We start from the raw sequence: 14609 nt of genomic DNA, 5'->3' as shown, positions 1-14609 counted from the left end.
CCCCGGAGGGCCTGCAAGCGCTTTCCGTGAGGGCGCGGCGGCGGTTCCCACGGTAGGTGGTCCACGCCGCCACGGTCTAGACCGTACAGAAGGTGCCCGGAAGTCATCGGATGGATGATGGTCAGTTTCCGTCGTCCGGAAGCCGGGAACACCGGGACCTCCGACGACTGTTGCGGGGGCATGCGATCTGTGATTGCGTAAGCACGCCCTGCAACACCGCCGCCGCAGCCAAAACTCCGAGCGGACCCGAAGGAGAGCACAGATGCGTGCTCGTCGAATCGCAGCGGCGGCAGCCTGCACTGCCCTGGCCGCGTCCCTGTGCGTGATCCCCGCCTCAGCGCAGGACGACCCCTCCGTCCTGGCCGAGCGCACGCTCGCCACCAGGCTCGACATCCCCTGGGACATCGAGTTCCTGCCGGACGGCAGCGGCATCTTCACCGAGCGGGACACCCGCAAGATCAAGAAGCTCTCGGGCACGACCGTGACCGAGCTGGACACGGTGGAACAGGCCCAGACGACGGGCGGTGAGGGCGGACTGCTCGGCCTCGCCGTCTCGAAGAGCTTCGCGACCGACAACTCCGTCTTCATCTACTACTCGACGGCGACCGACAACCGCGTCGCCAAGCTGCAGCTCGGCGGCACGCCCCAGCCGATCGTCACCGGCATCCCCAAGAACCGCTACCACAACGGCGGCGGCCTCGAGTGGGGTCCGGACGGCTTCCTGTGGGCCACCACGGGCGACGGCCAGAACACCGGCACCGCGCAGAACTGGAACTCGTTGGGCGGCAAGGTCCTCCGCTTCGACACCGCGGGCAGGCCCGCCACCGGCAACCCCCGCGCCGGCAGCGTCGTCTACTCGATCGGCCACCGCAACGTCCAGGGCATCACCTGGGTCGGAAACACCGCGTACGCCACGGAGTTCGGCAACAACACCACCGACGAGATCAACCGCATCGAGGCCGGCAGGAACTACGGCTGGCCCACGTGCGAGGGCACCTGCTCGGTCGCGGGCATGACCAACCCGGTCAAGACGTGGCCCAACAGCCAGGCCGGTCCGTCCGGCATCGCGTACTACAAGAACGCCCTGTACGTCGGCGCCGTCACCGGCCGCCGGGTCTGGAAGGTCCCGGTCAGCGGCACCACGCTCGGCACGCCGCAGGCGGTGTTCACGAGCTACGGCCGCGTGCGCTCGGTGGCTCCCGCTCCGGACGGCACGCTGTGGATCGGAACGTCCAACCAGGACGCGAACGGCCAGCCCGGCGCGAACGACGACCGGATCATCTCGACCGACGGGTAGCCCTCACTGCCAGTTGCGGGCTGCGGGCATCCGGCGGAGCTGGTCCAGCACCGCCGGGTCCTGCAGCTGCATCCACTGGATCACCTCGGTGTAGGTGGCGCACACCGTCTCCGGCTTGTCGCACACGTACTCGAGGAACTGCTCCATCGCGTTCGAGAACGCCGACCCGTTCCACTCGTTGAAGTGGTTGCCGACGACGATCGGCGCGCGGTTGCCGTTCAACGCGGCCTGGTGCACGGACCGGTAGGTGTCGAACACGATCCGGGTGAACTCGGGCGCGCGGTGCGGTTCGTCCTTGGCCTGGTTGAGCGCGTACCAGAGGTTGAAGTCCATCATGACGACCTGCTTGCCCAGCGCGGGAACCCGCACCTCGGGCATCGGGAACTCGTACAGTCCGTTCTGGACGGTCGGCCACTGCACGCCCAGCGCGACCTTGCTGGTGTCGTAGACGAGGCCGTTCGCGGCCATCGCCGGGAAAGCCTGGTCCCAGTTGCCCTCCAGGCACGGCGTCCGTCCACCCCGGACGGCGTCGGCGGGGAGGGTGAGCCCCGCGGCGCGCGACCTGTCGACGATCTGCCTGAACTGCTGGAGCTCGGCGTTCCAGGCCGCGTTGTCCCACTTGTCGACCGACGGCTGGGTGCCGCCCGAGCAGAAGTGGCCGTTGTAGTGCGTGCCGATCTCGTGGCCGTCGGCGATCACCTGGTTCAGGTAGCCGATGCGGGCCGCGATGTCCTGCCGGCTGCCGCCGAACTGGATGTCGGAGACGCCGCGCTTGAGCCCCGCCGGGGGCTGGTACTGGTTCCTGTCCTGGTCGGCCAGCATGTAGACGCCGGACAGCAGACCCGTGACGTGCGCGTTCTTGGCCTTGGCGATCGGCAGGACCTTGTCCCAGTGCTGCTTCGACACAGCGCCGTCGAAGGAGAAGAGCACGAACTGCGGGGGCTTCTCACCGGGAGCGAGCTTGTGCATCCACGGCTGCTTGTCGAGCTGCTCCCGGGTGGGGGCGGGCACCGTCGGCGTCGGACCGGAGTCCTTCGGGGCCGGCAGTCTCGGTGCCATCGGCAGGGGGCCGGGATCGGACGCGGTGACCGGGTCCTTCTGCGACCCGAGAGTCAGCACCACCGCCAGAACCAGCCCCAGAGCCACGCCCGTGGTCAACCATCCCCACCGTTTCACACCTTAGGAGACGACTGGTCACCCGAACGGGTTGCTTCGCTACCGAACGGGTTCGGCGATCACGACCCGGTTCGCCTCGTACCCCTGCTGCCCGCCGATCCAGGTCCCGCCGCACGTGACCAGCACCAACCGGTGCGGGCCGCGCGGGCCGAAGAACTCGACGGCGCGAGCGGGCAGCTCCTCCTTGCGCACGGTCTCGATCTGCTTGATGCGGAACCGGAACTCCTTGCCCGCGCTGTCGGCGATCACGACCTCGCGGCCGTTCTGCGCCTGCCACAGCTCCGCGAACGGGCCCTTCGCGCCCTTCCAGTCGACGTGCCCGGCGAGCACCGTGGCGCCCTCGGGGGCCGCGAGCTCGGTGCCCCACCACGTCGCCTCGCCGATGCCGTCCGGAACGGGCAGCACGCCGTCCTTGACCTCCTTGCGCACCAACGTCGCCGAGCCGCCCGAGGGCAGCCGCACGGAGCCCGGACCGGCCTTGGGCGGCGCGGGCTGCTGTTGCCGCGGGGGAGCGGGGTCGGCGGGCTTGGCGTTGGCCGTGTTCGCCCCGCCGACGAGACCGGTGAGGTCGGCCCCTCGGCCGGTGCTGAGGCTGTCGGCCACCGGTCCCGGTCCGACGACCGGGATCTCGGCCGCGATCGCGCGTCCGGGGAGGACCTCGGTTTCCGGCGTGCCGACCAGCGCGCCGGCAGCGGCGACACCCGCTACCAGCGCACCGGTCAGGAACGCCTTGGGACTCACTGCCTGCGCCACACCAGGAAGCCTGCCAGCGCCGCACCGAGCAGCACCAGTCCACCCACCCCGAGCAGCACGCCGGGGCGCAGCTGCGTGTCGAACGACGCCGTGGCGACGGGCGTCCTGCCGTCCGCGCCGGCCGGGATCGTGCTCGGCACGACGGGCTTGTTCGGCTTGTTCACCAGCTCGAGCGCCAGCGTCTGGCCGGCCGCGAGCGTGCCGCAGGCCGCCGGCGGTGCCTTCGGGTCGAAGAACTCCTCGTAGCCCTTGGGAGCGGCCACCTCGACGAGGCAGATCTCCTGCGGGGTGCGCAGGTCCGGCACCTCGACAGTGCCGTCGGGGCCGGTCTGCAGCACGAGCGGCTTGCCGTCCGTGCCGACGAGGTCCGTGTCGTCCTGCTTCTTCGCCGCGGACGTCTGGTCCTTGGCCGTGACGCGCAGCGCGACGCCCGCGATCGCCCTCTTGGTCTCCGAGTCGATCTTCGTGATCTTCACGGCGCCCGGCGCGGTCCTGGCCTGGCCGCTGGCGGCGGCCTTCAGCTTCTTCTCGCCACCGGTCGTGACCATGCGCTGCATGTTCTCGGTCTGGATCGGGAAGTGCACGACCGGGCGGTCGGCGGGGGAGTCCGCGACGGCCGCGATCGACGGCTTGGGGCCGGTCGCGACGAGCTTGATCGTGGCGGGGCTGCCGTCCGGGCCCGTGGTGGCCTTGCCGCTCGTGCTGCCGTCGGCCAGCTTCGCGTCGGTCAGGGTGAAGTCGATCGGGGCGTTCGTGACGCCCTTCTTGTCCGCCTTGAGCAGCGACACGGTCCAGGTGGACTCGGTGCCGATGATCAGCGGCTCCTTCGGCGCGGTGGCGCTGAGCGCCCACGGGCCGCGGTTGGCCTCGGCGTCGGCCTTCAGGCGCGCGACGGTGTCCAGGACCGGCTGCGGCAGCCGTGCGGCGTAGAAGGCCGCGTCGTAGGCGAGGAACTTCGGGTCGGTCGTGTCGAGGCGCACGGCGCCGTCGGGTGCCGACGTCCAGCTGTGCAGGAGGTGCGCGAGAGCGGCGGCCTCCTCCGCGGACTTCGTCGTGGAGTAGCGCAGCAGCAGGTAGGAGATGTTCGCCGCGATGTCCGGCGCGAGGTCCTTGCCCGCCTTGGTGCGCAGCGCGTCGCCTTCCTTGTAGCCGACGTTGCTGTCCGGAGCCGGCAGCGCGTACTGCACGCACCACACGTGCTTGTCCTGCCAGATGTATGAGCCGTGCCACTCGCTGCCCGGTGTGGCGTTGGGCTGGAGCCCGGACGCGTTGTGGCCGATGCCCTTGACGCCGACAGCTGTCGCCGTCGCGGGGGCGGTCAGGAGCGCGAGCCCCGAAACCACCGCCACGGCGGCCAGACGTTTCCAGCCCATGGTGAATCTCGATCCCCTCTGACCTGTGTACTTCCCGCGTGCGAGCTTGTCGGTCCCCCACATCGGGGACAAGCCCCCACGAGGGGGAAGTCTGGCGCTGCGAGGACGTGTGAACGTGATCGGAATGTGACGCGCATTACTCAGTTCCGCAAGGACACGCTGCGACACGCCGTAGCGTCACTACGCTCCGGAGTTGGCGCAGTATTTGCGCACGTGTGATCGTCGTCGGGGGTAAAGTCGCCTTTACCGACGGGGAACATGGCACCGAGCGTGCTCGTTGTACCCCGTGACGGCGTAAAGCAACGCCCCAGGAGGACCAGGTGCGCTCGAGCAGCAACCCGGCTTTCCGTAACCTGCCGACCGGCGGCGGGTACGGAGGCTACGCAGGCTTCGGCCAGCCAGAGGCTGGCTACCAGCAGGCCCCGCCGCCGCTGACCAGCGAGCGGCCGATGACGATCGACGACGTCGTCACCAAGACCGCCATCACCCTCGGTGTGGTGGCCGCAGGCGCCGTCACCACGTTCGTGACGGGTCTGTACTTCCTCGCGTTCCCCGCGGCGATCATCGGCCTCGTGCTCGCGCTGATCATCATGTTCAAGCGCAACCCGAGCCCGCCGCTCGTGATCGCGTACGCCGTCGCAGAGGGCATCTTCCTCGGCGGCATCAGCTACATCATCGGCCGCGCGCTCGACAACGTGGTGCCGGGCAACGGCATCGCGGTGATCGGCCAGGCCGTGATCGGCACGCTCGGCGTGTTCCTCGGCATGCTCGTGGTCTACAAGACCGGCGCTATCCGGGTGACGCCGAAGTTCACCAAGTGGATCACCGGCGCCATCATCGGCGTCGGCGTGCTGATGCTGTTCAACTTCGTGCTGAGCTTCTTCAACGGTGGCGGCGGCATCGGCATCCGCTCCGGCGGCACGATCGCCATCATCTTCAGCCTCGTCTGCATCGGCCTCGCGGCGTTCAGCTTCCTGATCGACTTCGACGCCGCCGACCAGGCGATCCGCGCCGGCGTGCCGGCCAAGTTCGCGTGGCAGATCGCGTTCGGTCTCACCGTCACCCTCGTGTGGCTCTACACCGAGATCCTGCGACTGCTGTCGTACTTCAACTCGGACTGACGTCCCGGGAAGTGCTGTGAAGGGGCGTTCCGCTGCGGCGGGGCGCCCCTTCGGCGTTGTGGGGGAGCGGGGATGACGAAGAGGTTCGACGAGGCCATGCGGCTCATGCGCCGGCGCAACGGCCAGGACCGGGAGAACGGCTTCGCGCTGCTGCAGCCGCACGCGGCGGAGCACCTCGACGAGCTGATCGCGGCGTTCCGCGCCGAGGAGGACGACCGGGGCCTGAAGGCGTGGCTGCTCGAACTCATCGGTGACGCCCGGTCACCGGAGGCGTTGCCGGTCCTGGCCGAGCACCTGGACCACGAGGACGAGTCGCTGGCGTCCTGGGCCGTCACCGGGCTCCGGGAACTCGGCACCAAAGAAGCACGGACCGCCCTTTACCGCCATCGGGCGAACAACGCGCACAAGTGAGGGGAATGCGTGGACTCCGCATATCGGCTCGTCGTGGCACCACCGGAAGTCGACGACTACCTGCGCCTGGGCAGGGAATCGGGACTGAGCGAACGCACTCGCGCGCAAGCCGAAATCGGCGTCAAAGGCGCGTGGGTGAGCACGCACGTCGTTCACGTGGAATCAGGTGAAACCGTCGGAATGGGGCGGGTGATCGGTGACGGCGGCACGTACTTCGTCATCATCGACATGGCGGTGTTGCCGGACCACCAGCGCAAAGGCATCGGTGACGCGGTCATGACCGCGTTGCTGGAGAAGATCCGCGAGGCCGCGCCCGAGGCTCAGGTGAGCCTGCTGGCCGATCCGCCGGGCCGTCGTCTCTACGCCCGTCACGGGTTCGTGGAGAGCGCACCGGACTCGATCGGGATGTAGCGCCGCTAGACCCGCCAGCGGACGTCGGGCAGCTCGGTGCCCACCTTGATCAGGCAGGGGGTGCAGAGCGCGCCGGCCTGGGCGCGCGAGACCCGTTCGCCGGGGACCGAGTGCTCGCAGACGGCCTCGTAGAAGGCGCGCGGTCCGTTGGCCTGGTCGAGGGAGAAAGCATGGCATTGCAGGTCGTATTCGCTTTGCCACCACACGTAGGGCATGTCCGGCCCTCCTAACTCATCGGTAGGGACGGACTCCCCTCGCCTGATGACGTCAATGAGCGACGATTCATCTCATCGGCAGAAAGGGTGCCTGCGAGTAGCTCCGTTCGGGTGAAGCGGAGCTACTTGCAGACGTCAAATTGCAGATCTTGAAGAAGAGCTCAGCTCAGGCGCTCGATCACCATCGCCATGCCCTGGCCGCCGCCGACGCACATGGTCTCGAGTCCGAACTGCTTGTCGTGGAACTGCAGCGAGTTGATCAGCGTCGTGGTGATGCGCGCGCCGGTCATGCCGAACGGGTGGCCGACGGCGATGGCGCCACCGTTGACGTTCAGGCGGTCCAGGTCGATGCCGAGCTCCTGGTAGGACGGGATCACCTGGGCGGCGAACGCCTCGTTGATCTCCACGAGGTCGATGTCGGAGACCGACAGGCCCGCGAGCGCCAGTGCGCGCTTCGAGGCCTCGACCGGGCCGAGGCCCATGATCTCCGGGGACAGGCCCGAGACGCCGGTCGACACGATGCGGGCGAGCGGGGTGATGCCGAGCTCGCGGGCCTTGGTGTCGGACATGACCACGAGGGCCGCGGCGCCGTCGTTGAGCGGGCAGCAGTTGCCCGCGTTGATCCGGCCGTCGGGGCGGAAGACCGGCTTGAGCTGCGACACGGCCTCGTAGGTGACGCCGGCGCGCGGGCCGTCGTCGGTGGAGACCACGGTGCCGTCCGGCAGCGTCACGGGCGTGATCTCGCGGGCCCAGAAGCCGTCGGCGATGGCCTTCTCGGCGAGGTTCTGCGAGCGGACGCCGAACTCGTCCATCTCCTGGCGCGAGACGCCCTTGAGCAGAGCCAGGTTCTCGGCGGTCTCGCCCATGGGGATGTAGACGTCCGGCACGACGTCGAGCGTGCGCGGGTCGACCCACTCCTGCGCGCCGGCGGCCTTGGTAGCGGCGGTGCGGGCCTCGGCGTCGGCGAAGACCGGGTTGTGCGTGTCGGGCCACGAGTCGGAGCTGCCCTTGGCGAACCGCGACACCGTCTCGACGCCGGCGCTGATGAACACGTCGCCCTCGCCCGCCTTGATGGCGTGCAGGGCCATGCGGGTCGTCTGCAGCGACGAGGCGCAGTACCGCGTGACGGTGGTGCCGGGCAGGTTGTCGTAGCCGAGCAGCACGGAGACGACGCGCGCCATGTTGAAGCCCTGCTCGCCGCCGGGGAGGCCGCAGCCGAGCATCAGGTCGTCGATCTGCGCGGGGTCGAGCTGCGGCACCTTGTCGAGTGCCGCGCGCACCATCCGCGCGGCGAGGTCGTCGGGCCGAACGTCCTTCAGCGAACCCTTGCCCGCGCGGCCGATGGGGGAGCGGGCGGCGGAGACGATCACGGCCTCAGGCATCACGGAACTCCTCGTTGAGAGTCAAGGTTGCCGTCGAGCGTAGTTAACGCCCGCTCACCCCGGCCAGCGCGAGTGACGAGGATTTCCGAAACTCACGCGTGCCGCTTCTGCGGCCACGGCGGCCACCTCGACGGCCCCACCGCGAGGGCCGCCGCCGACCGCAGCGGCACCACCGGTGCCACCCAGCCCGCCCCCAGCCCCGCCACCTGGCACAACGGCGCCAGCAGGACGCCGGCAGCCGCCTCGTAGCCGACGGCGCTGGGGTGGAAGCGGTCCGAGCTGAACATGTCGGCGTGCCGAGCCAGGAACTCCGGCGCCAGCAGGTTCGCGAGGGACACCGGGATGCCACCCGCTCCCCGCACCGCGGCGGTCTGGGCGGCCGCGAGACGGAGGCTGTACCGGTGCCCGACCATCCGCAACGGCTGCGGGATCGGCCGCACGACGCCCAGGTCGGGGCAGGTGCCGACGACCACGCCGCACCCGGTGGCGCGCAGCCTGCGGACCTGCTCGGCCAGCAGCCGGGCCGACTCGCCGGTGCCCATCCGCGACGTCACGTCGTTCGCGCCGATGATGATCAGCGCGACCCGCGGCTCGTCCCGCACGGCCGCGTCGACCTGCGGGACCAGGTCGCGCGTGGTGGAACCGCTGACGGCGTAGGTGGACAGCCGCACCGGCCGTCCCGCCTCCTCCGCCAGCGCCAGGGCCAGCAGCACGCCCGGCATCTGCGAGGGATGCGTCACACCGACACCCACGGCCATCGAGTCGCCGAGCACCGCCAGCCGCAGCGGGTCGCCGCCGTCGTCGGCGTACACGCCGTCCGGTGCGGGCCAGAGGTGTTCCAGCACGCCGATGGCCGCGCGGGCACGTCTTCCCTGCTCGGTGAGCAGGCCGGCCAGCGCGCCGGAGAGGCCGCCGAGCGTCGCCGCCGTCATGACCGCCGCCCGCAGCGCCCGCAGTCCGATCATCCGCACCACCCCCTTCCCCCGAATCGTCGGCGCCGCCGTTCGAGTCAGGATCCGCAGCCACTAGAGCTAGGCTTCGTCCCGCTATCTCGGAGTGTGGGAGCAGGGGAGTGGATACCGGTGGAGTACGTCGAGCACGTCGTCGATCTGGTCGGCAACACGCCGCTGGTGAAGCTGAACTCGCTGACCTCGGGCATCAAGGCCACGGTGCTGGCCAAGGTCGAGTACCTGAACCCCGGTGGCAGCGTGAAGGACCGCATCGCGCTGCGCATGGTGGAGGCCGCCGAGCGCTCCGGTGAGCTGCGTCCCGGCGGCACGATCGTCGAGCCCACGTCCGGCAACACCGGCGTCGGTCTCGCCCTGGTCGCCCAGCGCAAGGGCTACAAGTGCGTCTTCGTGTGCCCGGACAAGGTCAGCGAGGACAAGCGCAACGTCCTCAAGGCCTACGGCGCCGAGGTCGTGGTGTGCCCGACGGCCGTCGCGCCCGAGCACCCGGACTCCTACTACAACGTCTCCGACCGCCTGGTCCGCGAGATCCCCGGCGCCTGGAAGCCGAACCAGTACGCCAACCCGGAGAACCCGGCGAGCCACTACCACCAGACCGGCCCCGAGATCTGGCGCCAGACCGAGGGCAGGATCACGCACTTCGTCGCGGGTGTCGGCACCGGCGGCACGATCTCCGGCACCGGCCGCTACCTCAAGGAGGCCTCGAACGGGGCCGTGCAGGTCATCGGCGCGGACCCGGAGGGCTCGGTCTACTCCGGCGGCACCGGCCGCCCGTACCTCGTCGAGGGCGTCGGCGAGGACTTCTGGCCGGAGGCCTACGACAAGACCATCGCCGACCAGATCGTCGAGGTCTCCGACGCCGACTCGTTCGACGTCACCCGCCGCCTCGCCCGCGAGGAGGGCCTGCTCGTCGGCGGCTCCTGCGGCATGGCGGCCGCCGCCGCGCTGCGCGTCGCGAAGGACCTGCCCGAGGACGCCGTCGTCGTCGTGCTGCTCCCGGACGGCGGCCGCGGCTACCTGTCCAAGGTCTTCAACGACCGCTGGATGGCGTCCTACGGCTTCCTCCCGCCGGACTCGACCGGCGCGACCGTCGGCGACGTGCTGCGCCGCAAGGGCGGCATGCTCCCGGACCTGGTGCACGCCCACCCGAACGAGACCGTGGGTGACGCCGTCGCGATCCTGCGCGAGTTCGGCGTCTCGCAGATGCCCGTCGTCAACGCCGAGCCGCCGGTCATGGCCGCCGAGGTCGCGGGCGCGGTGAACGAGCGCGACCTGCTCGACGCGTTGTTCACCGGCAAGGCGCAGCTCTCCGACCGCCTGGACAAGCACATGTCGCCGCCGCTGCCCACGCTCGGCGCGGGCGAGCCGGTCGGCATCGCGATGAACGCCCTCTCGAACGCCGACGCGGCCCTCGTCCTGGAGGACGGCAAGCCCGCCGGTGTCGTCACCCGGCAGGACATTCTGGGGTTCTTGGCTGGTCGCTGAGCGTGGAACGGCGTGCGTCCGATAGCGTGACGCCCCAGATCATCAGTCTTACTCGCACGGCCCAGCCAAGGGGGTTGGAAACCGGATGAACGCTCCGCAGCCGCCACACCAGTTCGGCGGTCAGCCGCAGGAGCCCAACGCGGACGCGACGCAGGTCGTCCCGGGGGGTGGGCAGCCGGCAGCGGCGAACCCGAACCCGGACGCGACGCAGGTCGTCTCGCCTGGTCAGGCTCCTGCCGCACCGCAGCAGAACGCGGACGCCACCCAGGTCGTCAGCCCCGGCCAGGTGCCGTCGGCCCCCGGTTCGGGCGGCTTCCCGGCGCAGGGTCCCGGCTCGGGCGGCTTCCCCGCCCAGCAGCCGCCCGCGTACGGCGCCCCGCAGCAGCAGCAGCCCTACGGTGCTCCGCAGCAGCACCAGCAGGGCTACGGCGCCCCGCAGTCCAACCCGTACGGCCAGCCGGCCGCGGGTGCCTACGGTCAGCCGCAGCAGCACTACGGTGCACCGCAGTCGAACCCGTACGGCCAGCCCGCCGTCGCGGGTGCCTACGGGCAGCCCGGCTACGGCGCGCCCGGCTACGGCGCCCCCGGCATGGCCCCGCCGCCTCCCACCGGCTACGCCGAGTGGGGTTCGCGCGCGGTCGCCGGCCTGATCGACTACGTCGCCCCCGGCGTCGTGGCCGGCATCATCATCGCCGTGCTCGGCGGGATCGGCGCGACCACGGCCGACCCGTCCTCCGCGGGGATCCTGGTGCTGGTCGCCTACCTCGTCGGCTACGGCGGTCTGTTCGGCTTCTTCATCTGGAACACGGTCCTCAAGGGCGGTTCCACGGGGCAGTCGATCGGCAAGAAGGTCGCGAAGATCAAGGTCGTCAAGGAGGACACGCAGCAGCCGCCCGGCGGTGGCGTGGCCTTCCTGCGCCTGCTGCTGAACTACGCGTTCGGTCTGCTCTGCGGCATCGGCTCGCTGATCAACTACCTGTCGCCGCTGTGGAACAAGCCGAAGAACGAGACCTACTCCGACAAGATCTGCGGCACCGTCGTGATCAACTGGCCGGAGACGGGTGGCTACCCCGGCACGGGCGGCTACGCCCAGCCGCAGTCCGGCGGCTTCCAGCAGCCGGGCACCGGCGGGTACCCGCAGCAGCAGCCCGGTGGCTACGGCCAGCCGCCCCAGCAGGGTTACGGCGGCCAGCAGCAGGGCTGGTAAAGCCCTCCAGCAGGTTCTCCAGCCCCCGGTCACCTCGCGTGACCGGGGGCTGTTGCCGTTCGCGCCCACTGCCTGGACTATCGCGTCGCACGGCCGTACGGGTGAGTACCCTTCGGACATGAGCACCCCATACGGCTTCGCCACCAGGGCGATCCACGCCGGTCAGGACCCGGACCCGACCACGGGTGCGGTGAACGTGCCCATCTACGCGACTTCCACCTACGCCCAGGACGGCGTCGGCGGCCTGCGTGAGGGCTTCGAGTACTCCCGCACCGGCAACCCGACCCGCCGCGCGCTGGAGACCTGCCTCGCGTCCCTCGAACGCGGCCGCTACGGCCGTGCGTTCTCCTCCGGCATGGGTGCGACCGACGCGGCGCTGCGCACGTTCCTCAAGCCAGGCGACCACGTCGTCATCCCGAACGACGCCTACGGCGGCACGTTCCGGCTCATCGACAAGGTCTTCTCGAAGTGGGGCGTCACCCACTCCCCGGCGCCGGTGTCGGACGTCGACGCGATCCGCGCGGCCGTGCGCCCCGAGACCAAGCTGATCTGGATCGAGACGCCCACCAACCCGCTGCTGAACATCGGCGACATCGCCGCGATCGCCTCGGTCGCCCACGACGCCGGCGCGAAGCTGGTCGTCGACAACACCTTCGCCTCGCCCGCCCTGCAGACGCCGCTGGAGCTGGGCGCGGACGTGGTGCTGCACTCGACCACCAAGTACATCGGCGGTCACTCCGACGTCGTGGGTGGTGCGCTGATCACCTCGGACGAGGAGATCGACGCCGCTTTCGGCTTCCTGCAGAACGGCGCCGGAGCTGTTCCCGGGCCCTTCGACGCCTACCTGACGTTGCGCGGGATCAAGACGCTCGAGCTGCGGATGGAGAAGCACTCCGACAACGCGGAGCTCGTGGCCGAGGCGCTGGTCCGGCACCCCCGGGTCCGGAAGGTCATCTACCCCGGTCTGGAGTCGCACCCCGGGCACGTCGTCGCCGCCAAGCAGATGCGGCGGTTCGGCGGCATGGTGTCGTTCCTCGTCGAGGGCGGGGAAGCGGCCGCCCTCGAGGTGTGCGCCCGGACGAAGCTGTTCACGCTGGCCGAGTCCTTGGGCGGGGTCGAGTCGTTGATCGAGCACCCCGGGAAGATGACCCACGCTTCCACGGCCGGGTCGATGCTGGAGGTTCCGGCTGACCTGGTGCGCGTCTCCGTGGGGATCGAGTCCGGGGACGACCTGGTGGCCGACCTGCTGGCTGCGCTGGGCTGATCCACGCGTGCGAAAGGCCCCTCCCCGCCGGGGGAGGGGCCTTCTGCGTCTCAGCGCCCTAGGGCTTCTTCGAGCCGCCGAACCGGTCGACGTTCTCGACCTCGGCCGTGGGCGCCGCCGGAAGGTCGGCGCCGTTCACACAGCCTCCGACGAACTGGATCGACTCGCCCGTGCGGACGAAGCGGCCGGCCTCGTCGCAGCCGGCGTGGGCCACGGTCAGAAACGCCGCGCCGGTCAGTGCCGCGGCCGTGGTCACGGCTCCGACCAGCGGGATGACCGCGGCCACGCGTCGTACGAGTGCCATGCCACCTCCCCACGATGTGTTGCCCCCGTGAAGCCACCTTACCGGGGGAACGCCATCAGAGGTTGCCGCGTCGCTCCTGCTCGCGCTCGATCGCCTCGAAGAGGGCCTTGAAGTTGCCCTTGCCGAAGCCGAGGGAGCCGTGGCGTTCGATCAGCTCGTAGAAGACGGTCGGGCGGTCGCCGATCGGCTTCGTGAAGATCTGCAGCAGGTAGCCGTCCTCGTCGCGGTCGACGAGGATGCGGTGCTCCTTGAGGACCTCGATCGGGACGCGGACCTCGCCGATGCGAGCGCGCAGCTCCGGGTCGTCGTAGTAGGAGTCCGGGGTCTCGAGGAACTCGACGCCCGCGTCGCGCATGGCGGTGACGGTCTTGATGATGTCGTTGGTGGCCAGCGCGATGTGCTGGACGCCGGCGCCCTCGTAGAACTCGAGGTACTCGTCGATCTGCGACTTCTTCTTCGCGATCGCCGGCTCGTTCAGCGGGAACTTGACGCGGTGGTTGCCGTTGGAGACGACCTTCGACATCAGCGCCGAGTAGTCCGTGGCGATGTCGTCGCCGATGAACTCCGCCATGTTCACGAAGCCCATGACGCGGTTGTACCAGTCGACCCAGTAGTCCATCTTGCCGAGCTCGACGTTGCCGACGCAGTGGTCGACGGCCTGGAACAGGCGCTTCGGGGCGCCTTCCGGGCGCTTGACCGTTGACGACCTGGCGACGTAGCCGGGCAGGTAGACGCCGTTGTACTTCGAGCGGTCGACGAGCGTGTGGCGGGTTTCGCCGTAGGTCGCGATCGCCGCGAGGCGCACGGTGCCGTGCTCGTCGGAGACGTCGTGCGGCTCCTCGAGGACGGTCGCGCCCTGCTTGCGGGCGTGCTCGATGCACTGGTCGACGTCGCCGACCTCCAGCGCGAGGTCCACGACGCCGTCGCCGTGGCGGCGGTGGTGGTCGAGGAGTTCGGAGTCGGGCGTGACGCCGCCGTTGATCACGAAGCGGGCCGAGCCCGACTTCAGCACGAACGACTTGTGGGTGCGCTGGCCGGTCTCGGGACCCGCGTAGGCCACGAGCTCCATGCCGAACGCCACCTGGTAGAGCCACGCGGTCTGCGTGGCGTTGCCCGCGACGAACACCACGGCGTCCATGGCGCGCACGGGGAAGGGGTCCTTGGTCGCGTCGTAGTCGACCAACCCCACGAGCTGCCGGAGCTGGTCGTAGCTCACGTCGTCAAGCTGCTGAGTCATGTCGA

15 protein-coding genes are annotated in these 14609 nt (G+C 70.0%); 7 read left to right on the top strand and 8 right to left on the bottom strand.

Annotated elements, in window-relative coordinates; all coding sequences use genetic code 11:
• Window positions 1-262 precede the first annotated feature (262 nt).
• Window positions 263-1297, top strand: a complete 1035-nt coding sequence (locus tag V1227_RS24265) for a PQQ-dependent sugar dehydrogenase (RefSeq protein ID WP_329787820.1) — start codon at window positions 263-265, stop codon at window positions 1295-1297.
• Between the two features lie 3 nt (window positions 1298-1300).
• On the opposite strand, the gene V1227_RS24260 is transcribed toward V1227_RS24265, so the two are convergent.
• From V1227_RS24260 to V1227_RS24250, 3 genes are read right to left on the bottom strand one after another with little or no spacing between them, the layout of a single operon-like run.
• A complete protein-coding gene (locus tag V1227_RS24260) occupies window positions 1301-2455 on the bottom strand; it encodes a polysaccharide deacetylase (RefSeq protein WP_329787819.1) in 1155 nt (384 codons plus the stop codon).
• A gap of 57 nt (window positions 2456-2512) precedes the next feature.
• The gene (locus tag V1227_RS24255) at window positions 2513-3226 is read right to left on the bottom strand and encodes a class F sortase (protein ID WP_329787818.1); all 714 of its coding nucleotides are present in this window, start codon (window positions 3224-3226) and stop codon (window positions 2513-2515) included.
• The gene (locus V1227_RS24250) at window positions 3211-4599 is read right to left on the bottom strand and encodes a SpaA isopeptide-forming pilin-related protein (RefSeq protein ID WP_329787817.1); all 1389 of its coding nucleotides are present in this window, start codon (window positions 4597-4599) and stop codon (window positions 3211-3213) included. The genes V1227_RS24255 and V1227_RS24250 overlap by 16 nt, the downstream gene beginning before the upstream one ends.
• Window positions 4600-4919: 320 nt before the next feature.
• On the opposite strand from V1227_RS24250, the gene V1227_RS24245 reads away from it, so the two are divergent.
• The 3 genes from V1227_RS24245 to V1227_RS24235 all read left to right on the top strand — a co-directional run bounded on the left by V1227_RS24245 (window position 4920) and on the right by V1227_RS24235 (window position 6542).
• Entirely contained in the window at window positions 4920-5720 is an 801-nt protein-coding gene (locus V1227_RS24245) for a Bax inhibitor-1/YccA family protein (protein WP_090099892.1), read from the top strand.
• Window positions 5721-5792: 72 nt separating this feature from the next.
• A complete protein-coding gene (locus tag V1227_RS24240; RefSeq protein ID WP_329787816.1) occupies window positions 5793-6131 on the top strand; it encodes a HEAT repeat domain-containing protein in 339 nt (112 codons plus the stop codon).
• A 9-nt stretch (window positions 6132-6140) separates the two neighbouring features.
• A complete protein-coding gene (locus tag V1227_RS24235; protein WP_329787814.1) occupies window positions 6141-6542 on the top strand; it encodes a GNAT family N-acetyltransferase in 402 nt (133 codons plus the stop codon).
• 5 nt (window positions 6543-6547) lie between these two features.
• Here V1227_RS24235 and V1227_RS24230 read toward each other — a convergent pair whose 3' ends face one another.
• From V1227_RS24230 to V1227_RS24220, 3 genes are all read right to left on the bottom strand, one after another.
• Window positions 6548-6757, bottom strand: coding sequence for a hypothetical protein (locus V1227_RS24230; protein ID WP_329787813.1), 210 nt, complete (start codon window positions 6755-6757; stop codon window positions 6548-6550).
• A 161-nt stretch (window positions 6758-6918) separates the two neighbouring features.
• The gene (locus tag V1227_RS24225; protein ID WP_236220397.1) at window positions 6919-8139 is read right to left on the bottom strand and encodes an acetyl-CoA C-acetyltransferase; all 1221 of its coding nucleotides are present in this window, start codon (window positions 8137-8139) and stop codon (window positions 6919-6921) included.
• 92 nt (window positions 8140-8231) lie between these two features.
• Window positions 8232-9104, bottom strand: a complete 873-nt coding sequence (locus V1227_RS24220; RefSeq protein ID WP_329787812.1) for an SGNH/GDSL hydrolase family protein — start codon at window positions 9102-9104, stop codon at window positions 8232-8234.
• Window positions 9105-9221: 117 nt separating this feature from the next.
• On the opposite strand from V1227_RS24220, the gene V1227_RS24215 reads away from it, so the two are divergent.
• The 3 genes from V1227_RS24215 to V1227_RS24205 all read left to right on the top strand — a co-directional run bounded on the left by V1227_RS24215 (window position 9222) and on the right by V1227_RS24205 (window position 13063).
• Window positions 9222-10592, top strand: a complete 1371-nt coding sequence (locus V1227_RS24215) for a cystathionine beta-synthase (protein ID WP_329787811.1) — start codon at window positions 9222-9224, stop codon at window positions 10590-10592.
• Between the two features lie 85 nt (window positions 10593-10677).
• Window positions 10678-11799 (top strand): RDD family protein, encoded by a 1122-nt coding sequence (locus V1227_RS24210; RefSeq protein WP_329787810.1) that lies wholly within the window; start codon window positions 10678-10680, stop codon window positions 11797-11799.
• A gap of 118 nt (window positions 11800-11917) precedes the next feature.
• Window positions 11918-13063: a cystathionine gamma-synthase gene (locus V1227_RS24205; RefSeq protein WP_236220393.1), complete on the top strand. Its 1146-nt coding sequence runs from the start codon at window positions 11918-11920 to the stop codon at window positions 13061-13063.
• 58 nt (window positions 13064-13121) lie between these two features.
• Here V1227_RS24205 and V1227_RS24200 read toward each other — a convergent pair whose 3' ends face one another.
• Together V1227_RS24200 and hppD are read right to left on the bottom strand one after the other, a co-directional pair.
• Window positions 13122-13367 carry a hypothetical protein gene (locus V1227_RS24200; protein ID WP_236220392.1) on the bottom strand — a complete coding sequence of 82 codons (246 nt, stop codon included), beginning with the start codon at window positions 13365-13367 and terminating at the stop codon, window positions 13122-13124.
• 55 nt (window positions 13368-13422) lie between these two features.
• On the bottom strand, window positions 13423-14604 hold the full coding sequence (gene hppD, locus V1227_RS24195; RefSeq protein WP_236220391.1) for a 4-hydroxyphenylpyruvate dioxygenase: 1182 nt from the start codon (window positions 14602-14604) through the stop codon (window positions 13423-13425).
• Window positions 14605-14609 lie beyond the last annotated feature (5 nt).

The sequence above is a fragment of the Lentzea sp. DG1S-22 genome (assembly GCF_036321065.1).
Lineage (GTDB): Bacteria > Actinomycetota > Actinomycetes > Mycobacteriales > Pseudonocardiaceae > Lentzea > Lentzea jiangxiensis.
The sequence above is the reverse complement of the archived record's forward strand: the minus strand, read 5'-3'. Positions and strand labels throughout refer to the sequence as shown.